The following is a 24,807-nucleotide window of genomic DNA, read 5'->3' as shown; positions in this document are numbered from 1 at the left end:
CTTCTGAGAAAATATAATGAGGGAGGTTTCAACTATGAATCGGGAAGCTGCAAGAAAAAAAGCACAGGAGCTGGTCAGCCAAATGACTGTGGAAGAAAAGGCAAGTCAGCTTCGTTATGACGCACCGGCGATCAGGCGTCTGAATATTCCTGCCTATAACTGGTGGAATGAAGGGCTTCATGGAGTGGCCAGAGCCGGACAGGCAACGGTTTTTCCTCAGGCAATCGGACTTGGAGCAACCTTTGATCCTGATTTGTTATATGAGATGGCAGATGTAGTTGCTACAGAAGGCCGGGCGAAATACAATGCATATTCCGCAAAAGAGGACAGGGATATTTATAAAGGACTGACCTTCTGGTCTCCCAATGTAAATATTTTCCGTGATCCCCGATGGGGAAGAGGACATGAGACATACGGGGAAGATCCGTATCTGACTAAATGTCTGGGCGTTTCTTTTGTCAAGGGACTGCAGGGCCAGGGGGAAACCATGAAAGCGGCAGCCTGCGCGAAACATTTTGCCGTGCATTCAGGTCCTGAGGCGCTTCGCCACGAATTTGATGCAGAAGTTTCCAAAAAAGATATGGAGGAAACTTATCTTCCTGCATTTGAAGGCCTTGTGAAGGAAGCGGACGTAGAGGCAGTGATGGGAGCGTATAACCGTACCAACGGAGAGCCCTGCTGCGCAAGTCCGTCTCTTCAGAAAATTCTTCGTGAAAAATGGGGATTCCAGGGACATTTTGTTTCGGATTGTTGGGCAATCCGCGATTTTCATGAAAATCACATGGTTACCAATACAGCACAGGAATCCGCAGCTCTGGCAATTAACAATGGATGTGATCTGAATTGCGGAAATACCTATCTTCATATCCTGAAGGCCTATCATAATGGTCTGGTGTCAGAGAAAGTCATTACTGAGGCTGCAGTGCGTCTCTTTACTACTCGTTATATGTTAGGGTTGTTTGGTGAAAGTGAATATGACAGCATTCCCTATACAGAAGTGGAGTCTCCTGCCCATCTGGCGCTGGCTGAGCATGCTGCAGAAGAAAGTTTTGTACTTCTGAAAAATAACGGAATTCTTCCTTTGAAGAAAGAAAATCTGAAAACCGTAGGCGTGATCGGCCCTAATGCGGACAGCCGTAAGGCTCTGATTGGAAATTATCACGGAACAGCCTCCAGATATGTGACTGTACTGGAAGGGATTCAGGATTATCTGGGTGAGGATGTGCGTGTGCTGACTTCTGCAGGCTGTGATCTGTACAGAGATAAGACAGAGGCTCTTGCTTTTACACAGGACAGGCTTGCAGAGGCCAAAATCGTAGCGGATAACAGTGATGTGGTAATTCTCTGTGTGGGTCTGGATGAGACCCTGGAAGGAGAAGAGGGAGATACAGGAAACAGCTATGCTTCCGGTGACAAAGAAACTCTGGAGCTTCCGAAAGTGCAGAGAGAGCTTATGGAAGCAATGGCAGAATCAGGGAAACCGGTGATTCTTTGCCTGATGGCAGGCAGCGATATTGATATGAGCTATGCAGCAGAGCATTTTGATGCTGTAATGGTTCTGTGGTATCCTGGAGCACAGGGCGGGAAGGCAGCAGCAAAAGTGCTGTTTGGAGAAACTTCACCTTCCGGAAAACTTCCGGTTACTTTCTATGAATCACTGGAAGAACTGCCGGATTTTACAGACTATTCCATGAAGGGAAGAACTTATCGTTATCTTGAAGGAAAAGCACAGTTCCCATTTGGATATGGACTGACTTATTCTCATGTTGAGGTGACAGCAGCGAAGGTTGTTATAACTGAAGATGGACCAGCAGTAGAGGCAGAAGTGGAAAACAAAGGAACTTTTGATACCAGAGAGGTTGTTCAGGTTTATATGAAGAATCTGGATTCTCCTTACGCAGTGAAAAATCCGGAACTCGCAGCATTTACCGGAGTATTCCTGAAAGCAGGAGAGAAAAAGACCGTGACACTTCCCCTTTCTTCCAGAGCATTTACAGTGGTAGATGAAGATGGAGTAAGAAAAGAAGACGGAAACCGTTTTGCCATTTATGTAGGATGCAGTCAGCCGGATGAAAGAAGTATAGAGCTTACCGGTGTACGTCCTGTGGAAATCGTGTACCAAAGAGAAGAGGCGAAGGTCTGATGAAATTTGAATTATGTTATCCTGACTGGAAAGAAAAAGCAGTGACCTTCAGTTACGATGACGGACAGATTTATGACAGGCGTCTGGTCGGCATTTTTGACAGATATCGTCTGAAAGCAACTTTTCATTTAAATTCGGGTACTTTGGATGAGGAAGGATATGTTACTTCTTCGGAACTGAAGGAATTATATAAAAATCATGAGGTTGCCTGTCACGGAGTTCATCATGAATATCCGACACATCTGGCCAGAGAAATGCAGATCGGCGAGTTCTGGGAGGACCGTCTTTTTCTGGAAGAGAAATGTGGCAGGATTATCAAAGGATGCTCCTATGCTTTCGGGGAATATGATAAAAGTGTGATTGAGACTTTGAAAACACTTGGATTTATATACTGCAGAACAGTGGAATCTACCGGAAATTTCAGAGTTCCGGAGGATTTTATGAGATGGACGCCATCCTGCCACCATAATGACGCTTTTGATGGTATGGCAGAGAGATTTTTGAATACGCCGGAATATATGAAGCTTCCTTTATTGTACGTATGGGGGCACAGCTTTGAATTTGAACGGGAGCAGACCTGGGATAAGATGGAGGAATTCTGTCAGCAGATTTCCGGAAAAAAAGATGTGTGGTACGCCACAAATATGGAATATGTGAATTACATGACGGCAGCAAGGCAGCTTATGTTTCGTGCGGATCGAAGCCAGGTGGAAAATTTATCGAAAATACCGGTTTATGTGAAACTGGATGGAGAACGCCGGATATTGTAATCCGGCGTTTTCGCTATTCTGAAATATGGCAGTTATGAAGGTGCGGAACAGTTATGGAATTTTTGTGATGGAGGATGTAATTATGGCTAAATATAAAAATCCTGTCCTTCGTGGGTTTTACCCGGACCCTTCTATTTGCAGAGTCGGGGATACATTTTATATGGTAAATTCTACATTTGCATATTTTCCGGGGGTTCCTGTTTTTTTCAGTAAAAATCTGGGGGATTGGAAACAAATTGGAAATGTGTTGGATAGAAAGTCACAGCTTCCTCTGGAGAATTGCGGGCATTCGGAGGGAATCTATGCGCCTTCGATTCGTTATTCTGGTGGAAAGTATTATCTGATCACTACAAATGTAGGGGCCGGGGGGAATTTTGTTGTTGCGGCTGAACATCCGGAAGGCCCCTGGTCTGAGCCCCACTATCTGGGAGAGGAAGCGAAGGGAATTGACCCAAGTTTATTTTTCGATGAGGATGGTACCTGTTGGTATATCGGACAAAGGCAGAATTCCCGTGGAAGTGCCTATTTCGGGGACTGTGAGATCTGGATACGGAGGATGAATACGGAGAAGTTTGTACTGGAGGGGGAAGAGTATGTGGTGCTCTATGGATTCCAGAAAAAAGCCGTTTGGCCTGAGGGACCCCATCTGTATAAAAAAGACGGATATTATTATATTTTACATGCAGAAGGCGGAACGGAAGAAAACCATTGTGTGGTTGCAGCCCGCAGCAGAAAGGTGACGGGACCTTATGAGTATTGTCCCTTTAATCCGATTCTGACGCATCGTCATCTGGGAAAAAAGGCGGCTGTTACCTGTGTAGGTCATGGGGATCTGGTAGATGACGGTCATGGAAACTGGTATATGGTGGTCCTTGGATGCCGTCCGCAGAACGGATATACCCTTCTTGGCAGAGAAACATTTCTTGCCAGGGTAGAGTGGGAGAATGACTGGCCTGTGGTAAATCCTGGAGTAGGAATGCTGGAGGAACTGGTAGAGATTCCGGGAGAGTTGGAAAATGAGCCAAAGAAACCTGATGGCTCAGAAAAGATATATCATTTCCGGGAAAAGAAGCTTCCATTGGAATTTGTTATGCTCAGAAATCATTCAGACGGGGCGATTACTCTGGATGAAAGAGAGGGATATCTGCGCCTGAACATGGAACAGGCAACTTTAAAAGAGAAAAAGGCTCCTTCATATGTGGGAATACGTCAGCAATCCAGAGATTTTTGTGTGAAAACAGAAATGGAACTGCATTGCAGCAAAGAAAAAGACTGTGCAGGGCTTGTATATTTGCAGGATAATGAGAATCATATTCGCTTTGAGATTTCTGAGAGAAATGGGAAAAAGTATTTTTGTGTAATATCCTGTCAGAAAGGAGCAGACAGGGTGTCTGGAGAGATGATTTCTGAGGGGGATACTGGCAACAGGATTTTCCTTTGTATAAAGGTGAATGGACTGCAGGCATCCTTTTACTGGAAAAAGGCGCAGAACAGGGAAAAAGGAAGCTGCCTGAAGGACTGGAACTGTGTTGCCGAAAATGTGGATATTCGTCATATGAGTACAGAAATAGCCGGTGGGTTTACCGGATGTACGGCAGGAATGTATGCTTCTTCTAATGGGGAAAAAAGTGACGGGTATGCAGATTATGATAGCTTTACCATTTGGAAGGATGTCCGATAACATCGACGGCCTGTAAAATGACATATTGCATAAAAAACAGAACGATAAATGATGAAATATCTACAAAAAATATCTTGCGTTTTTGGGGAAATGGGTGTAAAACATATACATCCTTTAAATAGTTAAAGCATTGAAAGGGACACATCACGAGAAGATACCTGATTTCAGAGAACCGCTGTATGGTGTGAAGCGGCAGAAAGCCTTTTGGTGACATCACCCCGGAGCTTCCTTTTGAACGCAGATATGCCAGTAGATGAGGACGTATTCTCCACGTTACAGGAGAAACCGTTACATAAGATTGTACAGGATATGTATTCTTTATGACGGTAATGAGAGGCTGCAGCTGCCTGTAGCAAGCAGAGTGGTACCACGGAAAATTCCGCCTTTGCAATCCCGGGATGGGACTGTAAGGGCGTTTTTTATATATATTTTTACTTGAAGAAAGGAAGAGACATCATGAGTGGAATTTTGATGATGGTAATCGCCATCGTAGTTCTTGGAGGAGCATATCTTCTGTATGGACGTTATCTTCAGAACAAATGGGGAATTGATCCCAAGGCAAAAACTCCTGCCTATGAACTGGAGGACGGAGTGGATTATGTACCTGCTGATACCAATGTGGTATTTGGTCATCAGTTTGCATCTATCGCGGGCGCAGGCCCGATCAACGGACCGATCCAGGCAGCAATTTTTGGCTGGCTTCCGGTTATGTTATGGATCCTGATCGGTGGTGTATTTTTTGGAGCAGTGCAGGATTTTGCTAGTATGTATGCATCTGTAAAAAACAAAGGACGTACCATTGGATACATCATTGAAGAATATATTGGTAAGCTGGGAAAGAAACTGTTCCTGCTGTTCTGCTGGCTGTTTTGTATTCTGGTAATCGCTGCATTTGCAGATGTTGTTGCCGGTACTTTTAACGGATTTACTGCAGACGAAGCTGGCGTAGTATCCAAAATAACCGCAAACGGTGCTGTTGCAACGACTTCTATGCTTTTTATTCTTGAGGCAGTGGCACTGGGAATGATTTTGAAATATGCAAAACTGAATAAATGGGTTAATACGGCGATTGCAATTGTTATGCTGGTGGCTGCAGTTGCACTGGGTCTGAAATTTCCGGTATATCTGGAGCGCGGAACATGGCATATCATTATTTTTGCGTACATACTGATTGCATGCGTTGTCCCTGTATGGGCTCTGCTTCAGCCGCGTGACTACCTGAACAGTTATCTGCTGATTTTTATGATCGTTGGCGCTGTAATTGGTGTATTTGTTGCAAATCCTTCCTGTAATCTGGAAGCTTTCAATGGATTTAATGTAGATGGACAGTACCTGTTCCCGATTCTGTTTGTAACCATCGCATGCGGTGCAGTTTCCGGTTTCCATTCACTGGTATCTTCCGGTACTGCTTCCAAGCAGGTAAAAAATGAAAAGAGTATGCTGCCGGTATCTTTCGGTGCCATGCTGATGGAAAGTATGCTGGCAATTATTGCTCTGATCGCTGTCGCATCTTTCGGAAAGGGAGAAGCTGCTGCTCAGGGACTGACTACGCAGCCACAGATTTTTGCCGGAGCTATCGCAAATTTCCTGTCAGTTGCAGGACTTCCTCATGATCTGGTATTTACTCTGATCAACCTGGCAGTTTCCGCATTTGCGCTGACTTCTCTGGACTCTGTAGCACGTGTCGGACGTTTGTCTTTCCAGGAATTTTTCCTCGATGATGATGTGGACGAAAGCGATATGAGCCCATTCCTGAAAGTTGTAACCAATAAATATTTTGCAACAGTAATTACTCTGGTACTGGCATATCTGCTGGCAAAAGTGGGATATGCGGAAATCTGGCCGCTGTTCGGTTCCGCAAACCAGCTGTTATCTGTTCTGGCACTGGTTGCCTGTGCAGTATTCCTGAAAAAGACCAAACGTCAGGGATGCATGCTGTGGATTCCAATGGCATTCATGATGGCAGTTACTTTTACAGCATTGTCCATGACTATTGTGAAACTGTCCAGGGCATTCATGACTACCGGTCTCAGTCTTGGAAATACCCTGCAGCTGATCTTTGCTGTACTGCTTCTGATCCTCGGTGTGATCGTTGCTGTACAGGGTGTTAAAAAACTGCTGGAAAAAAAGGATAGCAAAAAAGCTGTCGCATAAAAACTGACTTTTATTCGCGAAGCCGGTACAGCACCCGAAATTCTTTCGGGGTTGTGCCGGTCTTTTTTTTGAACATGGCAATGAAATGGCTGGCATCTTCAAAGCCTGTCTGATGGGCAATGGTCTGGATTTCCATCCGCGGGTGCGTGATCAGCAGTTCTCTGGCCTTGCTGATGCGGAAAGAAGTCAGATATTCATAGGCGGAACAGCCCAGAAAACGTCCAAAAAGGCGTGACAGATACTGGGGAGTCACATAAACTTTCCGGCTGAGTTCCTGCACGGTCAGCCGGGAATGATAATTCGTTTCGATTTCTTTTATTGATGGGAGAATATATTGTTCATACAAAGGGTCGTTTTTCGGATCACTGGAATAAAAGCCATCCACGAACTGCATGAGGAGACTGTAGCAGTCAATAGACAGAGAACGGTCATTCAGTCCGGGAGCTGTATATTTCCTGACAGCATCATTGATGATCAGACTGATCTGACGCCCCTGGTCACTGTCTGTGGAGATTACCGCTCTATTTTTCAGAAGCTGTGGTATGGTGCTCTCTGCAGTTCCTGTAATGGTGGCAAAGGATGTGATCCATTCCTCCGTTTCGCCGGAGTAGGAGTGGCTGATAAACGGGGCAATGAGAATGCCTTCCCCTTCATGCAGGATATAGGTCTGATTTTTGATCTCAATTCTGCCGCAGCCCTGTTCTGTCTGCAGAAAATGGTAGAGCGGATATCCTTTGGGGCGGGATACCTGTTCCTGTTTCCACTGATTTCCGATAGAATCAAACGCAAAAGGCTCATGGACGGGTGTGCTGCGAAAATAAATGGGCATAAGTTCACCTTGTTTCGAAATGTTATATTATTTAGTTTAACATATTATACATCCGATTGTCCAGACATTGTATAATGGGGAATAAAAAACGGTATCTGTGAGAACAACATGCTGCAAAATTTAAAAACAGCTTATTTCAAAGTATCATGATTTCGAATATCGATGAAATATCGAAAAAATACAGAAGTATACGAATGCAGTACCAGAAACGAAAGGGGAACTTATCATGAAAGGAAAATTTAAACGAATTTTATACGGTGGAGATTACAATCCGAACCAGTGGACGAAGGATGTCTGGGATGAGGATATGAGAATTTTCAGAGATGCCAGAATCAACTCAGCAACCATCAATGTATTTTCCTGGGCGAAGATTCAGCCATCGGAAGAAGAATATAATTTCAGTGAACTGGATGAAATCGTGGATATGCTGAGCAGAGAAAATTACGATATTGTTCTTGCAACATCCACAGCTGCGCTTCCTGCCTGGATGGTAAAAAAATATCCGGAAGTGGCAAGAACGGATTACGAGGGAAGACATCATAAATTCGGTCAGCGCCACAATGCCTGCCCCAATTCCCCTGTATATCAGAAATATGCCGGCGCTCTGGTGAAGAAGCTTGCTGAGCGTTATGCAGCCAATCCGCATGTGACCTGCTGGCATGTGAATAACGAATATGGCGGCGAATGTTACTGTGAAAATTGTGAAAAAGCCTTCCGTGTATGGCTGAAAAAGAAATACAAAACCATTGAGGCTGTGAATCAGGCATGGAACCTGGAATTCTGGGGCCATACTGTTTACGATTGGGATGAGATTGTACTTCCCAATGTACTGGGCGACGGGATGGAGAAGAAGTCTGTGTATGCTGCCAGAGTAGATACTGCATTTGCCGGACTGTCCATTGACTACCGAAGATTTATTTCCGACAGTATTCTGGAAAACTATAAAATGGAGCGTGATATCATCCATTCTTATGCTCCGGATACCGTGGTCACCACCAATCTGATGGGTACCTACAAAGGTCTCGACTATTTTAAATGGGCAAAAGAGATGGACATCGTTTCCTGGGATAATTACCCGAGCTATGATACTCCGTGGAGTTTTATCGCAATGAGCCATGACCTGATGCGCGGACTGAAGGACGAACCGTTCATGCTGATGGAACAGACTCCGAGCCAGCAGAACTGGCAGATGTACAATTCTCTGAAAAAACCTGGTCAGATGCGTGCCCAGAGTTACCAGACCATGGCACATGGTGCAGATACGATTCAGTTTTTCCAGCTTCGCCGCAGTGTGGGAGGATGCGAAAAATTCCATGGTGCGGTCATTGCGCATGCGGGAACGGAAAATACCCGTGTTTTCCGTGAAGTAAAGCAGCTGGGAGAGGAACTGGAGCATCTTAGTGATACAACACTTGGATCTGTCAATGAAACAGAGGTCGGAATTATTTTTGACTGGGATAATTACTGGGCTCTGGAATACACCAGCGGACCGAATGTAGATCTGATGTACGTGGATCAGATTCATCAGTATTATCAGTATTTTTATAACAAAAACATCGGTGTCAGCATGATTCCGTTTGATGCGGATTTCAGTAAATATAAGATGATTGTTGCACCTGTTCTTTATATGGTCAAAGAAGGAATGAAGGAAGCACTTGAGAATTATGTGAAAAACGGCGGGGTGCTTGTGACAACTTATATGAGTGGAATTGTTGGAGAATCGGACAATGTATATCTCGGTGGTTATCCCGGACCGCTGAAAGATCTGGCCGGCGTATGGGTGGAAGAAGTGGATGCCCTCGCTCCGGAACAGTTTAATAAAGTAGTGTTTGATGACGGAAGTGAAGCGAAATCCAGAATCGTGAGTGATTTGATGCATCTGGAAGGTGCAGAGTGCCTGGCGAAATATGAAAGTAATTTTTATGCAGGAACACCTGCAGTGACCAGAAATCATTTCGGCAATGGGCAGGTTTACTACATCGGAACAGACATGGAAGAAGCGGGCGTTGCCAGGGTGCTTGGAATGGCTGCCGCAGATGCAGGAGTAACTCCTGTGATTGGCGAAGAAACGGAACTTGAGGTGACCTGCAGAAAAGCAGATGATTGTAAATTCTACTTTGTCATGAATTTCAGAGATGAGGAAATAGAGATTCCGTCCTGTCTGGCAGGAAACACAGATGCCCTGACAGGGGAAACAGTCAAAACTGGTGAAATACTGAAGAAGTATGATGTGCGGATTATCCGTGCTGTTGGGGACGGGAAATAGTGGAATTTTGTTTGTCCCCAGTGGCCTCTCCTTGTTGAATTTCGCATGCAAATCCGATATACTGCATTCATAAAACGGATGACAGACCAAATGCATACTGCACAATGGTGAAAAGCATCAAAACATCCGGCACGTCAGAAGGGAGATTTTTTATGAATGATAAAACAAGATATGAAATCCTGAAACACAGAGAAATGATGAAAGGATATTCGCCTGCAGACGCTGGTCTGGAACCTACTGACCAGGAGCAGAAACTGCCTTTTCCGGCACCTGTGAAAGAGGGAAAGGGGAGCAGTGTGCTGGAACTCCCGTTGGATTTTGAGGACATTGTGCAGGAGAAAAACCTGTTTGAACTGATACAGGAGAGAGAAAGCTGCCGTACATATAAAGATGAGAACCTGACTCAGAAAGAACTGTCATTTCTTCTGTGGGCGACACAGGGAATTCGTCATTTTGCCGGAAAAATGAAGCAGGTAACATTACGGAATGTACCGTCAGCAGGCTCCAGGCATGCTATGGAAACATATCTGTTTATTCATCAGATAGAGGGGATTCCGGCCGGAATCTATCACTATCTTCCATCCGGACATAGTCTGGAATTATGGGAGGACAGACCGGATTATATGGAAGAACTGACGGAAGCACTGGCAGGTCAGAAATTTGCCGGAACTGCTCCGGTAACCTTTGTCTGGAGTGTGATTCCCTATCGGACAGAATGGCGTTATGGGATGAAAGCACACAGATATATGCTGATGGATGCAGGACATGTTTGTGAGAATCTGTATCTTGCCTGTGAAGCAATTGGATGCGGAACCTGTGCAGTGGGAGCGTATAATCAGGATCTTCTGGATGATTTGCTTGGTTTCCCGGGAGGACCTTCCGGTGAAATGGATGATGAATTTGCAATCTATGTTGCTCCGGTTGGAAGAAAATAAATAGTATTTGACATATCCCCACGGACTTTTTTGGACCGATGCAGAGTATTAACACATTTTCTCTGGAAAATTGTGCTAATGTCAAGAAAATTGTTGAACATTAGCACAATGTGTAGAATCCGGAGGAAATATGAAGATTTACGATTATCAGGGAAAGAAGAATGTGAGTGGAGAACAGATCCGGAAATTTCGCAGAAAAAACAGACTATCCCAGAGTGAACTTGCAGCGAGACTGCAGGTGAAGGGAGTTGTAATGGAACGGGACAGCATCAGCAGAATTGAAAGCGGAATGCGTTTCGTGGCAGATTATGAACTGTATATTTTTGCAGAGGTTCTTGGAGTGGAAGTCGGAGAACTTCTGGAAATACAGGATAAGGAAAAATAGAAAAGCTGCAGGATAATATACGATGATGTATGTTATTCTGCATTTTTTATTTCCATGAAGAGATGAACCGCAATCGTTTTATTGCTTTTTTCATTATCTGGATTGGTATTGGATTTACGGTATATGAAAAAATCATGCTGATGCGTACAGCCGTATGCGGCGATTAGAAAGGAATATTGACTTGCCGCAGGGGGAGTGCTAAAATAGAAATAATTAAAAAAGGGGAGCTTGTGGAAGCAGGCTGAGAGTAAGCTGTATCGCTTTGACCCGTAACCTGATTTGGATAATGCCAACGTAGGGAGTTAATAAAGATTTCATTAACTGCAGTGTGTGATTTGGCATACTGCAGTTTTTTTTATATTACAGGAAAGCGCTCCGCATTTTCGTGTAATATAAAAAAACTCCGGGCGGGAGTGCACTGCAACGAAGAGGAAATATCATGATAAAAATTCCGGATAACCGGCAGTGATCAGAGCATGACTGCAGGCAATGATTGGTGAGTACCGGATTTTTATATAAAAATGAAGAATACAGAAATGTAAAAGGCAGATTGGGGGCACCACCTTCTGTCAGAAAAAAGGAGGACAAAACAATGTCAGATTACACAACACAGATGGGCGCCGCAAAACAGGGAATCATTACTCCACAGATGAAAATTGTAGCAGAGAAAGAACACTGGGATGCGGAAGAATTAAGAAAACTGATTGCAAAAGGAGAAGTCATCATTCCGTGCAATAAGAATCACAAAAGCCTGAGCCCCAGCGGCGTAGGCGCAAAACTGACGACAAAGATCAATGTAAATCTGGGTGTTTCCCGTGACTGGAAAGACGTCGATATGGAATATGAAAAAGTTCGTTCCGCAGTGGAAATGGGCGCAGAAGCGATTATGGATCTGAGCTCCTACGGTGATACCAGAAGTTTTCGCCGCAAGCTGACAGAAGAATGTCCGGCGATGATCGGAACCGTTCCTATTTATGATGCAGTTGTGTATTACCACAAAGCACTGGGCAAAATTACTTCAGAAGAGTGGATCGACATTGTGCGCATGCATGCGGAAGACGGCGTGGATTTTATGACTATCCACTGCGGTATGAACCGCGCTACTGCAGAGCGCTTTAAGAAAAACAAGAGACTGATGAATATTGTTTCCAGAGGCGGGTCCATTATGTTTGCATGGATGGAAATGACCGGAAAAGAGAATCCGTTCTATGAACATTATGATGAGATTCTGGATATCTGCAGAGAGTATGATATCACAATGAGCCTTGGAGATGCCTGCCGTCCGGGATGTCTTGCAGATGCCACAGATACTGCCCAGATTGAGGAGCTGATTACTCTTGGAGAACTGACAAAACGCGCATGGGAAAAAGATGTTCAGGTGATGATCGAAGGACCGGGACATATGCCGATGAACCAGATCGCAGCCAATATGGAAATCCAGAAGACACTCTGTCATGGTGCGCCGTTCTATGTACTTGGGCCTCTTGTAACAGATGTGGCACCGGGCTATGATCATATTACATCAGCCATCGGCGGAGCCATTGCGGCAGCTTCCGGTGCAGCATTTCTGTGCTATGTGACTCCTGCGGAACATCTTCGTCTGCCAAACGCAGCTGATGTAAAAGAAGGAATCATTGCAGCCAAGATTGCAGCTCATGCTGCAGATATTGCCAAGGGAATTCCGGGTGCAGCAGACTGGGACTATCAGATGAGTGAAGCCAGAAAACGTCTTGACTGGGAAGAAATGTTCCGTCTCAGTATGGATCCGGAGAAAGCAAGACGCTACCGTGCGGAGGCAAAACCGGAAAAAGAAGATACCTGCAGTATGTGCGGTAATTTCTGTGCTGTAAAGAATACCAACCGTATTCTGGATGGAGAAATCGTCACGATTTTTGATGAATGATATATAAGGAAGGAATCTGCTATGGAAATTGCGGAAATGCTGGATGAGATCAAACAAAAAGCTCTGTCTGATAAAAATCTGAGAAATGAATTTCTTGCTACCAGGGAGGATGCACATCCGGTTGCAGCATTTTGCAGAAAATGTCGGGAACTTGGGTATCCGGTCTATGATATGGATCTGATCAATGCCGGGGAGGAATTTTATGCGGCAATGAAGAGGAGCACTAACGGCGGCGGAGAGAATTCCCCTATGCTGGAAGGTGAAGATGATTTTTACGAATTGTTCTTTGCCGGCTTGGAAGACTGACGATTTCTTCTGTCATACATATAAGGGTAACTGCTTAAAAGGTCATGATTTTCCTGTTATTGTGGAAAATATGACCTTTTTTCGCGAAAATCAAATAAGAATATGTCCGATATTTTTCTGTATAAAATAAAAAAGTACATTTCATGTTCTTGAATTTTTTACACGTTTCTTGATTTTTTACTATGGAGAAAAAGTCTGCTGAAAACTAAAATAAAAGAATCAGGAACGATAACAAGTTATTATCAAATGTAAAGGAGAGGTAGAACATGAAAATGAGAAAACTTACAGCAATGGGATTAGCAGCAGTAATGGCAGCTTCCATGGTTCCGGCAATTCCGGTAATGGCTGATGATGCGGCAGGAAAAGTTTACTATCTGAACTTCAAACCGGAACAGGATGAAGCATGGCAGAATCTGTCAAAGGCTTACACTGAGGAAACAGGCGTAGAGGTAACCGTAGTTACTGCAGCTTCCGGTCAATATGAGACAACACTTCAGTCTGAAATGGCTAAGAGCGATGCTCCGACTCTTTTCCAGGTAAATGGTCCGGTGGGCTTGAAAAACTGGAAAGATTACTGCTATGATCTGAAAGATTCCGATATTTATTCTCAGCTTACATCTGATTCTTTTACTGTAAAAGACGGAGATGCAGTTGACGGAATCGCATATGTAATCGAGTCCTATGGTCTGATTGTAAATAAGACTCTTCTTGAAAAAGCAGGATATTCTCTGGATGACATCAAGAGCTTTGACCAGTTGAAAACTGTTGCAGATGACATTCAGGCAAGAAAAGATGAACTGGGAATCAAAGGTGCATTTACATCCGCAGGTATGGACGGATCCTCTGACTGGAGATTTAAGACCCATCTTGCAAACCTTCCGATCTACTATGAATACAAAGCAGACGGAGTGGAAGATACAGATGCAATCAAAGGCACCTATCTTGATAACTATAAGAATGTGTTTGATCTGTACATCACAGATTCCACCTGTGATCCTGCAGAACTTTCTGCAAAAACAGCTGACGACTCCAGAAATGAGTTCGTAAACAGTGAAGCAGTCTTCTATCAGAATGGTTCCTGGGAATACGGTGAACTTTCCAAGACATTTGCAGATGACGAACTGGCTATGATTCCGATCTACTTCGGTGTTGATGATGAAAACGAAGGCCTTGCAACCGGTACAGAAAACTTCTGGTGCGTAAACAAAAATGCAGCTGAAGAAGATATCCAGGCTACACTTGATTTCATAAACTGGTGTGTAACTTCCGAAGCAGGAACAAAAGCTATGGCAGAAGACATGGGATTCACAATTCCTTTCAAAACCGCACAGGCTTCCAGCAACATTTTTGTAACACAGGATGCTGAGTATACAGCAGCAGGACTTACTCCTGTATCATGGAATTTCACAACTATGCCGTCTGAAGAGTGGAAAAACGCTCTTGGCACTGCTCTTACCGGATATGCAGCAGGAACCGGTGACTGGGATGCTGTTGTAAGTGCATTTGTTGACAACTGGGCAACAGAAAAAGCTCTGTCTGAATAATTAATTTCGTCATACCTCAGTTTCAAAGGTGAATCACAAAGGGGAGGCAGAAAATCCTGCCTTCCCCTTTTATTGGAAAAGGAAAGAAGAGGAAAACTATTATGGTAGGAAAAACAATAAAAAAATGGTGGCCAATATTTATCCTTCCGACACTGGCTGCATTTATTATCGGCTTCCTCTGGCCGTTTATATGGGGAATTTACCTTTCATTCTGTAAGTTTACAACGGTGCAGGATGTAACATTTGTCGGATTATCCAATTATCAGAAAATCCTGCTTGATTCCACATTCAGTCACTCTTTCTGGCTGACAGTTGCCTTTGCGTTCCTTAGCAGTCTTACGATCAATGTTCTGGCATTTGCCATTGCACTGGCTCTGACCAAAGGATTCAAAGGGACTAACGTATTTCGTACTGTATTCTTTATGCCGAATCTGATCGGCGGTATTGTACTGGGTTATATCTGGCAGACATTGATCAATGGTCTGCTTTCCAAATGGGGACAGCCGCTTCTGGCTCTTTCCGCGAGAAACGGATTTATCGGTATGCTGATTCTGCTTATGTGGCAGCAGATCGGTTATATGATGATTATTTATGTGGCAGGTCTGAATAATGTATCTCCTGATCTGATCGAAGCCGCTCAGATCGATGGAGCAACTTCCGGTCAGATCTTGTTTAAAATCAAAATTCCGATGATTATGCCGTCTGTTACAATCTGTACATTCCTGACGCTTACTAACGGATTCAAGATGTTCGACCAGAACCTTTCTCTGACCGGCGGTGATCCGGGCAAACAGTCTCAGCTGCTTGCGCTGAATATTTATGATACGTTCTATGCACGAAGCGGCGCACAGTGGAAGGGTATCGGACAGGCAAAAGCAGTCGTATTCTTCATTCTTGTTGTGGCAATTGCCCTGATTCAGCTCAAAGCAACATCATCTAAGGAGGTGCAGCAGTAATGGAAGCAAATAATAAGAAAAAAAGCATTATTCCAACCATTATATTATCCATTATTTCCATTTTCTGGATGTATCCGATTTTTCTGATTCTGATCAATGCACTGAAAAAAGAAGCTGCGATTACGACATCAGGCGTATTTTCACTGCCAGACAGTGAAACATGGAACGGATTTGCAAACTTTGTAGCCAGCGTTACCCAGATGGATTTCCTGAAATCATTCTGGTACAGCCTTATAATTTCCGTAACATCTGTAGTGCTGATCCTTCTTTGCTGTTCTATGTGTGCATGGTATATCGTCCGTGTAAATGGCGCGCTTTCAAAGGCTTTTTATTACCTCTGTGTGTTTAGTATGGTAGTTCCTTTCCAGATGGTTATGTTTACACTTGCAAAAACAGCAGATACCTTGAAACTCAATAATCCATACAATATCTGCATTATTTACCTTGGATTTGGTGCAGGTCTTGCAGTTTTCATGTTTACCGGTTTTGTAAAAGGTATTCCGCTGGAAATCGAAGAAGCAGCGCTGATCGATGGCTGCAATCCGGTTCAGGTATATTTCCAGATTTTGATTCCGATTCTGAAACCAACTATTATTTCCACAGCGATTCTGGAACTGATGTGGGTATGGAACGATTATCTTCTGCCGACTCTGGTACTGGATATCAAGAAATATCGTACCATTCCGATGGCAATCCAGTATTTCCGCGGAAGCTTTGGCCATGTACAGATGGGACCGATGATGGCAAGTATTATGATCGATATTATTCCGATTATTATCATCTATCTGGTATGTCAGAAATATATTATTGAAGGTGTTGTTGCAGGTGCGGTAAAAGGCTGATCTGCATACATATTATACGGCTGTCTGTTCTTTGTGAACGGCAGCCGTATCTTGCTTTATTTTCCAAATAATATGAAGATTATCTTCACAAAGAGTGAAAAAAATGGTAAACTGAAGACAGTTATCTGAGGATATTTTGTGAGAATGAATGATGGGAAACAGGAGATAGAATGATAAAGATTTTAGTGGTGGATGATGAAAAAATCGAGCGGGAAGGCCTGAAATATCTTCTCTCTCAGGAGGACGGAATCAGTGAGATCAGTGAAGCTGCCAATGGCAAACAGGCTCTTCAGATTCTGAATACGCAGGATGTAGATCTTCTTTTGACAGATATCAAAATGCCTCATATGGATGGCCTGGAACTTGTCAGAAGAGTCCGGGAAACGAACGATCACCTTCAGGTGGTGATCTTCAGCGGATATAATGACTTCAGTTTTGCACAGGAAGCGATTCGTTACGGAGTAAAGGATTATGTATTGAAGCCGGTGGATCCGGATACATTCCATAAGGTAATCTGTAAGGCAAAAAATGAGATTATGAAGATGAAAGAAAAGGAGTCTCAGGACCTTCAGGGACAAAATTTCCTGCAGCAGTATTTTCTGCAGAATTATCTCTATACCGGGCAGAAAGAACTCTTAAAACGTGCGGAAAAGATGATTGATATTGAGAAATGGAACAGATGGCATTGTGCGATTCTGATCGAAACCGGTCAATCATTTTTTGATTCAGCGGAAGAAACGTTCCCGGAGAAAATTCAGAAGGAGCTTCGGAGAGTTTTTTTTTATCTCAACCTGAATGCACGTCAGTCTCTGCTCCTTTTTCAGGATCTGTACTGTGATTATCAGTTGATAGCAAATCATATTTATCAGCAATTAAAGAGAACTTATACGATGAGTTTTCATCTGGCAGTGAGCAGAAAATTTGAGGGATGTGAATGTCTTCCTGATGTGCTCAACCAGTTGGAACGGCAGATGGAAGAGAAATTTTATCATCCGGAGAAGCATGTTTTTTCCTGTGAAGAGGATGACTGGAAGACAGCAGGAAAGGAAGTGCAGGATGCACATCTGATGCAGATGATTTCCGAAGATATTACTCGTAAGGATATTGATCAACTGTGGAAACACTTCCAGTGTCTGAAAGGAAAATATCAGGAGAATACCCAGTATTCTGCCATGTATATTAAATTTGTTTTTTCCAATGTGATTCAGGAATTGTATCAGGAGAATCAGTTTGCCGGAGAAAAACGTCTGGAAAAAGAGGTGGAGCGACTTTATAACTGCCAGGATATTTTGGAAATACTGACTGTAACAGAGGAGAATATCCGGGAATATGAGGAGTTTGTAAAACGGTCACTGAGAGACTCCAGAGATGAAGTGTCTGCAGTGAAAAATTACATTTATCAGCATTATGACGAGGATCTGAATCTGGAAATGCTGGCAGAAAAAGTGTATCTTTCTTCCGGTTATCTCAGCTTTATTTTCAAGAAAGAAACAGGAATGAATCTGAATCGTTTTATCCGTGTATTTCGAATGGAAAAAGCCAAAGAGCTTTTGAGCAAAACCGGCATGAAAGTAGCACAGATCAGTGAAAAAGTCGGCTTTGCCAATGTGTCTTATTTCTGCAGGAGTTTCCGGGAATACTATGGAACAAGTCCGGAATCATACCGGAAAGGAACAGGTGAGGATGAAGAACATCTGGCTGAAAATTAAAAATATGAAATACCGTTATAAGCTGACGATCATATTGGTGGTTGTCAGCTTAGTTCCTATGACGGTACTTGCCATGTACAGTTATCTGCGGATGAGTACGCTTGTCCGGGAAAACGAAGTGGATGGTATGAATTCGATACTGGTGCAGACAAGAAATACGATTGACAGCGAAGTGCAGGTATATACCAGCCTGATCAATTATCTGACATATTCTCCGGATATTGAGGAAATCATCCGGAATAAAAATATGGATCCTTATGAGTGTTATGAGCTGTATACACAGGTGGCGGATCCTCTTTTGTCGGTGCCGAAGTCCTATCATGAGGCAATTCTGCAGATTCAGCTGTATGCGGATAATTTACCGGTGCAGCATGATTATACACTGATTCCCATGAGTGACGCAGCCGGGGCATGGTGGTATGGGGAACTGACAGAACGGGTGACTGTGCAGTGGATGGTAAATCGGGAAAAAAAAGAGATCGCTGCAGTGAGAAGAATTTATCTGGATCAGGAATTCTGCGCAATGCTGTGTGTGATTCTGAATTATGATAAGGTGTTTCAGCCGTTCCGGAATATTACGGGAAACGGATCGGACGGACTGGTTCTGGACGGCAGCGGACGCATCCTGTTTTGTTCAGAAGAATCAGAAGTCAGTGCAGAATTTTATGAAAACGGCGAAATGCTCCTGGAGGAAATCTGTGAGAAATGTGCATGTGTAGACAGTAAAAGTCAGGAGAATAGCTGGGTTTATTATCTTTACCGTCCGCATGTGGATATTACGAAATCGGTATCTGAGGTATTGATGGGGGAAATTCCCCTGATCGTTCTTTGTCTTGTCATTATCCTTGTTCTTGGGCCGGTTCTGTCGAAGATGCTTACCAGAGGAATTGAACTGCTTACGGAAAATATGAACCGGGTAAAAAATGGCAGCCGGGAGGTTACGGTAACCAGTGATTCAGAGGATGAGATCGGAGTACTGATTGGCAGTTTCCGCAGCATGATGGAAGAAATCAACCGCCTGATCAAGGAAGTATATAAAAATAAGATTGCGCTTAAGGAATTTGAGCTGAAAGCACTGCAGGCACAGATCAATCCTCACTTTTTATACAATTCGCTTTCTATCATTAACTGGATGGCAATCCGCAGCAATCAGAAGGAAATCAGCAGGGTAACGCTGGCGCTTTCCACGTTTTACCGGACTGCTTTGAGCCGCGGTGAAGATATGGTCACTGTGGAAAACTGTATCAAAAATATTGAAGCTTATCTGGAAATTCAGCTTGTGATGCATGACAATGATTTTCAGGTGGAATGGAAAATAGATGAAGGAATCAAGATAGAAAAAGTGCCTAAACTCATTCTTCAGCCGGTGGTGGAAAATGCACTGGAACACGGGCTGGATCTGAAAGAAGAGGGAGAAAAAGTGCTTTGTCTTTCTTTCCTCGAAGAGAAAGAAGATGTTCTCATTATTGTGGAAGATAATGGAGAAGGTATGGAGCAGGAAAAGGCGGAATCTCTTGTGACTTATCAGGCAAAAGGATATGGATTAAAGAATGTAAATGACCGTATCTGTCTGCTTTATGGAGAAGAATATGCCATCCGGATCTTCAGTGAGCCGGGAAAAGGAACCCGCGTAGAAATCAGGACACCAAGGGAAGGACATTGTGATGTGCAGAAAGAAAAGAGTTATTAAAAAAAGGGTATTTTTGTGGCTGTGTGTGGCTATTGTATTCATGATGGCCGGCTGCGGACTGTTTCGTACTTCCGGCGATCCGGAGGCGTTACAGGAAGCAGACAGTGGAGCGAATTCCGGGAGCTGGGAAGAGGCGAAAACCACGCCTTACGGGAAATATCCGGAGCTTGTGACCTATACTCTGGGACAGATGAGCGGGACAAATCGTTCCAATCTGCCGGACGGGGATACCTATGAGAATAATGCCTATACCAGATACCTGAAAAACATGCTGAATATTCAGAATAAGAATATTTATATGGAGACAGAAGATAAGTACAATCAGTTTATCAATGTGATGGTAAAGGATCAGACCATTCCGGATATTCTGGTGCTGTCCGAACGTCAGATGCTGAAAGAGCTGGTGGAAAATGACCTGGTAGAAGATCTGACAGATGTTTATGAAAATTGTGCGACAGACCGGATCAAGGAAATGTATGACAGTTATGGCGGGCAGCTCCTTGAGGCATGTACGTTTGACGGACAGCTTATGGCGATACCGGAAACAGTCATCGACCATGGACCGAGACTTTTATGGCTTCGTAAAGACTGGATGGATGCACTTGGTCTGGAAGCTCCGGAAACTCTGGAAGATGCATTTGAGATTATAGAAGCATTTGTCCGGAATCGTATGGGTGCAGGAGAAGGAGAAGAACCCATAGGACTGGTATGCGACACGTCGCTGATCGGAACGACCAGCAGCAATTATTCGGTGGAACCGATTTTTGAATTGTTTGGTGCAGAGCCGCAGAAATGGATAGAAAAAGACGGGAGAATTATTTACGGATCACTGACAGAGGAAACCAGACAGGGTCTTGCGCAGCTTCGAAAGCTTTATGAAGATGGAATTCTGGATCAGAATTTTGCACTGCGCACACAGAATAATATTCGGGATCTGGTTGTGGATGGAAGGTGCGGCGCCTTTTTTGGACTGTGGTGGGCTCCGAACAACCCTCTGATGGATCAGATTGAAAATGATCCGGATGCGGAATGGGAACCCTATTATTTCAAAAGCAGCAAAACGGTACATACTTATGCATCCTTCCGTGATAACAAATATGTGGTTGTTCGCAAAGGATATGAGCATCCGGAAATCGTGATGAAGATTATCAGCGTTTTGTTTGATTATACCAGGTATGAGGCAAAGGATGCGGATGAGGTAAATGGATATTTTGCACTGAATGTGGATCCGACGGCAAGACCGCTGGTAATTAATGTGGACTACAATGAAGCTTCTTATACTGTAACAAGAAATATCCGAAAGACGCTTGCAGGAGAGATTACCGCCAGCAGTCTGAGCGCAATTGAACAGTCGTATTATAAAGCGTGCAGGAACTATATCGCAGGGAAAGAAATCAGCAAGCAGGACTGGGCTGCTTATAAATCAAGGCTGTCAGCAGTCGGACTTCTGGTAGACAGCAACTATCAGACGCCAAAGCGGGAATATCTGGCAGAAACTGATAATGAGATTCCACAGGGCCTGAAAACACTGGAAAAAAATACGTTTCTTCAGATGATACTTGGAAAACAGCCCATGAGTTATTTTGACACATTTGTAGAGGAATGGTACAGCCAGGGCGGGGAAGAACTGGAAAAACGGATACAGATTGTCTATGAATCGCAGTAAAACAGTTTTAAGACGGAATAGGGGTATACAGACTGTTTTTGGGTAAGCAGTTGAAATTCCGGCGCCATTCTGCTATGATTTACATTACAGTAAGCGAATAATCTGCATATGCAGACATCCGTATTTATAAATAAGAAAAATGGAATAAGGAGAATAAAACGATGAAATTTTCGATTTTGGCACCGGGCGGTATTGCACGGAAAATGGCAGAGGCTGTGTCCGGGTTAGATAGTGTGGAACGTTATGCGGTTGCATCCAGAACATATGAAAAAGCCAAAGCTTTTGCAGACGAATGGGGATTTGAGAAGGCATATGGATCCTATGAAGAGATGCTGGAAGACCCGGAAGTTGAGCTGGTCTATGTGGCATCTCCGCATTCTCATCACTATCAGTATGCAAAAATGTGTCTGGAACATGGCAAACATGTTCTTGTAGAAAAGGCGTTTACCGTAAATGCAGCTCAGGCGGAAGAACTGATTCGTCTTTCGGAAGAAAAGGGGCTGCTTCTGACAGAAGCAATCTGGACCCGCTATATGCCGAGCCGGAGAATGATCGATGAACTGGTGGAGAGCGGAGTGATAGGAGAAGTGACCTCTCTTACGGCAAATCTGGGCTATGTACTGGATCATGTGGAGCGTATGCAGAATCCGGAACTGGCAGGCGGAGCCCTGCTGGATCTTGGGGTTTATCCGATCAATTTTGCCATGATGGTATTTCACAGTGAGATCAGAGATGTCACTTCTGCTGCTGTGATGTCTCCAAAAGGCATAGACTGGATGAACAGTATCACACTTACTTTTGAAGATGGAAAAATGGCTGTTCTTCACAGCAATATGCTTGCCCAGACAGACCGGGAGGGTGTGATCAACGGAAGTAAAGGATATATTGAAATTCAGAATATTAATAACTGTGAAGAGATCCGTGTCTTTGACCTGGACAGAAAAATGACAGCCCGTTATCAGGTCCCGGAGCAGATCAACGGCTATGAATATGAAGTGACCGCATGTCAGAAAGCAATCGAATCCGGCAGGGTGGAATGTGATGAAATGCCTCATTCTGAAACTTTGAAAGTAATGAAACTGATGGATAAGATCCGTGGCCAGTGGGGTATGAAATATCCCTGCGAATAGGAGAAGAGATGACAAAAGAAGAACTTGCTCTGGAGGTGATCCGGAGGTTAAAAGAGGATTATCCGGACGCGGGATGCACACTGGATTATGACCAGGCATGGAAGCTGCTGGTCAGCGTCCGGCTGGCTGCTCAGTGTACGGATGCGAGAGTAAATGTAGTGGTAGAAGATCTGTATGCGAAATATCCTGACATAAAATCTCTTGCTGAGGCACCGGTGGATGAGATTGAAGCAATTGTACGGCCATGCGGTCTTGGAAGAAGTAAGGCGCGGGATATCAGCGCATGCATGAAGATGCTTATGGAGGATTATGGAGGTAAAGTACCGGATGATTTTCAGGCACTTCTGAAGCTTCCGGGAGTAGGAAGAAAGAGTGCGAATCTGATTATGGGAGATGTGTTTGGGAAACCTGCAATCGTTACAGACACGCATTGTATCCGTCTGACCAACCGTATCGGTCTTGTGGACAATATAAAAGAACCGAAAAAAGTTGAGATGGCGCTCTGGAAGATCATCCCTCCTGAGGAAGGCAGTGATTTTTGTCACAGACTGGTGTTCCATGGCAGAGAGATATGTACCGCACGTACCAGACCCCATTGTGACCGCTGCTGTCTGAAGGATATCTGCCGGAAAAACGGCGTGGAAGAACAGGGGACGAAACGATGAAAAACGGCGTGGAAGAATAGAGGACGAACGATGAAAATACGGATGTATAATATGGGATTTGGAGATTGTTTTTGTCTCAGAGACAGAAGAAAAAACCTGCTGGTGGATTTTGGGACGAGCAATAACCGGATTGGAGGACTGCGCCGCAGCGAGGTTTTCGATGCGGTAATGTCAGATTTGTCGACGATTTCCCATAAAAATCTTCTCCTGACCCATTTCCATCTGGATCATTTGTCAGGACTTCTGTATATGATGAAAAAACGGAAAAATTCTTTTGAATTTGTCAGGATTTATCTTCCGGATGTGTTTTCCCGGCCGGAAATGAGCAGGACTCTGGCACTGATGCTTCTGGCGGATCTGGCAAAAGATTCCTGCCTTCCAAGTCATCAGGTGAGTCTTTTTGCTCTTGCGGGTGTGCTTGGCAAATATCCCCAGAATCTGGAACTGTTGTCCCGGGGAACGGTATTTGAGGGCAGATATCAGGCACTCTGGCCGGATACGGGAGTGATCGCAGAGGAAACAGAGAAGTTCCTGAAAAGGATAGAAGACTGCGACAGAGATGTCTGGGAGAAAATCGTAGGGATTGCGGAAAAACTTCGCCGGATTATCTGGGAGATGATAAATGATGCGGAAAAATGTATGCGAAAAACAGAAAAAATTTCTTTCAGGGAAGTGGAAAAGGAGTTTCGTATACTGAGAAATACGCCGGAATTCATACAGTTTCTTTCCGGTATGGAAACGCAGGAAATGGAACTGAGACAGTTCAAGAATAAGGTCAGTATTGTATTTCAGAATGCAGAAGACGGGGAATGGAATCTCCTGTTTACCGGAGATGTACAGCCAGCGCATATGCGTATGATTGCAGATAATTATGATGGGAAAATACCTTTGTTTGAGCATTACTGGTGTATCAAAGTACCCCATCACGGCACAGAATCTCATTATTTTAACTTCAGTCCGTATATGCCGGAAAATCTGTTGATCTCCAATGGTGTTTATCATGCCAACAGTAAGAAAAGAGCCAGATCTTACAGAACATCCATGCAGTATACCGGTTTATTTCAGATTGGAGATGGAGATACTTATATGTGTTGTTCCAGCAGTGAGTGCTGTGACGGATGTCAGGATGGATGTTCCTGCAGAGAGCAGCATATTATTGCTCCGAATTTCTATCTTGATATATAATGAAGCAGCGGATGAACCTGCCGGGACATCCGCTTTTACTGTTTGGAT

At 43.9% G+C, this 24,807-nt stretch carries 19 protein-coding genes and 1 riboswitch; of the genes, 18 read left to right on the top strand and 1 reads right to left on the bottom strand.

Annotated features, from left to right (window positions below):
- Positions 1–34: 34 nt before the first annotated feature.
- From ACTNEW_RS08845 to ACTNEW_RS08830, 4 genes are all read left to right on the top strand, one after another.
- The gene (locus ACTNEW_RS08845; RefSeq protein WP_441060070.1) at positions 35–2,143 is read left to right on the top strand and encodes a glycoside hydrolase family 3 C-terminal domain-containing protein; all 2,109 of its coding nucleotides are present in this window, start codon (positions 35–37) and stop codon (positions 2,141–2,143) included.
- Positions 2,143–2,913: a polysaccharide deacetylase family protein gene (locus tag ACTNEW_RS08840; RefSeq protein WP_441060068.1), complete on the top strand. Its 771-nt coding sequence runs from the start codon at positions 2,143–2,145 to the stop codon at positions 2,911–2,913. The genes ACTNEW_RS08845 and ACTNEW_RS08840 overlap by 1 nt, the downstream gene beginning before the upstream one ends.
- 82 nt (positions 2,914–2,995) lie before the next feature.
- The gene (locus tag ACTNEW_RS08835; protein ID WP_441060066.1) at positions 2,996–4,594 is read left to right on the top strand and encodes a glycoside hydrolase family 43 protein; all 1,599 of its coding nucleotides are present in this window, start codon (positions 2,996–2,998) and stop codon (positions 4,592–4,594) included.
- Positions 4,595–5,050: 456 nt separating this feature from the next.
- Entirely contained in the window at positions 5,051–6,748 is a 1,698-nt protein-coding gene (locus tag ACTNEW_RS08830) for a carbon starvation CstA family protein (RefSeq protein WP_441060064.1), read from the top strand.
- Positions 6,749–6,758: 10 nt separating this feature from the next.
- Here the strand turns inward: ACTNEW_RS08830 and ACTNEW_RS08825 are convergent, their stop codons facing one another.
- Positions 6,759–7,577, bottom strand: a complete 819-nt coding sequence (locus ACTNEW_RS08825; RefSeq protein ID WP_441060062.1) for an AraC family transcriptional regulator — start codon at positions 7,575–7,577, stop codon at positions 6,759–6,761.
- Between the two features lie 226 nt (positions 7,578–7,803).
- On the opposite strand from ACTNEW_RS08825, the gene ACTNEW_RS08820 reads away from it, so the two are divergent.
- The 14 genes from ACTNEW_RS08820 (at position 7,804) to ACTNEW_RS08755 (ending at position 24,759) form a co-directional block, all read left to right on the top strand.
- Positions 7,804–9,843 carry a beta-galactosidase gene (locus tag ACTNEW_RS08820; protein WP_441060060.1) on the top strand — a complete coding sequence of 680 codons (2,040 nt, stop codon included), beginning with the start codon at positions 7,804–7,806 and terminating at the stop codon, positions 9,841–9,843.
- Between the two features lie 152 nt (positions 9,844–9,995).
- On the top strand, positions 9,996–10,778 hold the full coding sequence (locus ACTNEW_RS08815; RefSeq protein WP_441060058.1) for a SagB/ThcOx family dehydrogenase: 783 nt from the start codon (positions 9,996–9,998) through the stop codon (positions 10,776–10,778).
- Positions 10,779–10,908: 130 nt separating this feature from the next.
- Positions 10,909–11,163 carry a helix-turn-helix domain-containing protein gene (locus tag ACTNEW_RS08810; RefSeq protein ID WP_441060056.1) on the top strand — a complete coding sequence of 85 codons (255 nt, stop codon included), beginning with the start codon at positions 10,909–10,911 and terminating at the stop codon, positions 11,161–11,163.
- Positions 11,164–11,373: 210 nt separating this feature from the next.
- Positions 11,374–11,481, top strand: a riboswitch (TPP riboswitch).
- A 274-nt stretch (positions 11,482–11,755) separates the two neighbouring features.
- A complete protein-coding gene (gene thiC, locus ACTNEW_RS08805) occupies positions 11,756–13,066 on the top strand; it encodes a phosphomethylpyrimidine synthase ThiC (protein ID WP_441060054.1) in 1,311 nt (436 codons plus the stop codon).
- Between the two features lie 21 nt (positions 13,067–13,087).
- A complete protein-coding gene (locus tag ACTNEW_RS08800; RefSeq protein WP_441060052.1) occupies positions 13,088–13,372 on the top strand; it encodes a hypothetical protein in 285 nt (94 codons plus the stop codon).
- A 266-nt stretch (positions 13,373–13,638) separates the two neighbouring features.
- Positions 13,639–14,916, top strand: a complete 1,278-nt coding sequence (locus ACTNEW_RS08795) for an ABC transporter substrate-binding protein (RefSeq protein WP_441060050.1) — start codon at positions 13,639–13,641, stop codon at positions 14,914–14,916.
- Positions 14,917–15,017: 101 nt separating this feature from the next.
- Positions 15,018–15,872: a carbohydrate ABC transporter permease gene (locus ACTNEW_RS08790; protein ID WP_441060048.1), complete on the top strand. Its 855-nt coding sequence runs from the start codon at positions 15,018–15,020 to the stop codon at positions 15,870–15,872.
- Positions 15,872–16,714: a carbohydrate ABC transporter permease gene (locus ACTNEW_RS08785; RefSeq protein WP_441060046.1), complete on the top strand. Its 843-nt coding sequence runs from the start codon at positions 15,872–15,874 to the stop codon at positions 16,712–16,714. Before ACTNEW_RS08790 ends, ACTNEW_RS08785 begins: the two co-directional genes overlap by 1 nt.
- Positions 16,715–16,884: 170 nt before the next feature.
- Positions 16,885–18,423 carry a response regulator transcription factor gene (locus tag ACTNEW_RS08780; protein ID WP_441060044.1) on the top strand — a complete coding sequence of 513 codons (1,539 nt, stop codon included), beginning with the start codon at positions 16,885–16,887 and terminating at the stop codon, positions 18,421–18,423.
- Positions 18,356–20,113, top strand: a complete 1,758-nt coding sequence (locus ACTNEW_RS08775) for a sensor histidine kinase (RefSeq protein ID WP_441060042.1) — start codon at positions 18,356–18,358, stop codon at positions 20,111–20,113. The genes ACTNEW_RS08780 and ACTNEW_RS08775 overlap by 68 nt, the downstream gene beginning before the upstream one ends.
- Positions 20,088–21,779, top strand: coding sequence for an extracellular solute-binding protein (locus tag ACTNEW_RS08770; protein ID WP_441060040.1), 1,692 nt, complete (start codon positions 20,088–20,090; stop codon positions 21,777–21,779). Before ACTNEW_RS08775 ends, ACTNEW_RS08770 begins: the two co-directional genes overlap by 26 nt.
- A 161-nt stretch (positions 21,780–21,940) precedes the next feature.
- Positions 21,941–22,909: a Gfo/Idh/MocA family protein gene (locus tag ACTNEW_RS08765; protein ID WP_441060038.1), complete on the top strand. Its 969-nt coding sequence runs from the start codon at positions 21,941–21,943 to the stop codon at positions 22,907–22,909.
- Between the two features lie 8 nt (positions 22,910–22,917).
- Positions 22,918–23,574, top strand: a complete 657-nt coding sequence (locus ACTNEW_RS08760) for an endonuclease III domain-containing protein (RefSeq protein WP_441060036.1) — start codon at positions 22,918–22,920, stop codon at positions 23,572–23,574.
- A gap of 30 nt (positions 23,575–23,604) precedes the next feature.
- Entirely contained in the window at positions 23,605–24,759 is a 1,155-nt protein-coding gene (locus tag ACTNEW_RS08755) for an MBL fold metallo-hydrolase (protein WP_441060034.1), read from the top strand.
- Positions 24,760–24,807 lie beyond the last annotated feature (48 nt).

The sequence above is a fragment of the Blautia sp. HCP3S3_G3 genome, from assembly GCF_052063365.1.
Taxonomy (GTDB): domain Bacteria; phylum Bacillota; class Clostridia; order Lachnospirales; family Lachnospiraceae; genus Blautia_A.
This window is presented reverse-complemented; position numbering and strand designations above follow the sequence as displayed.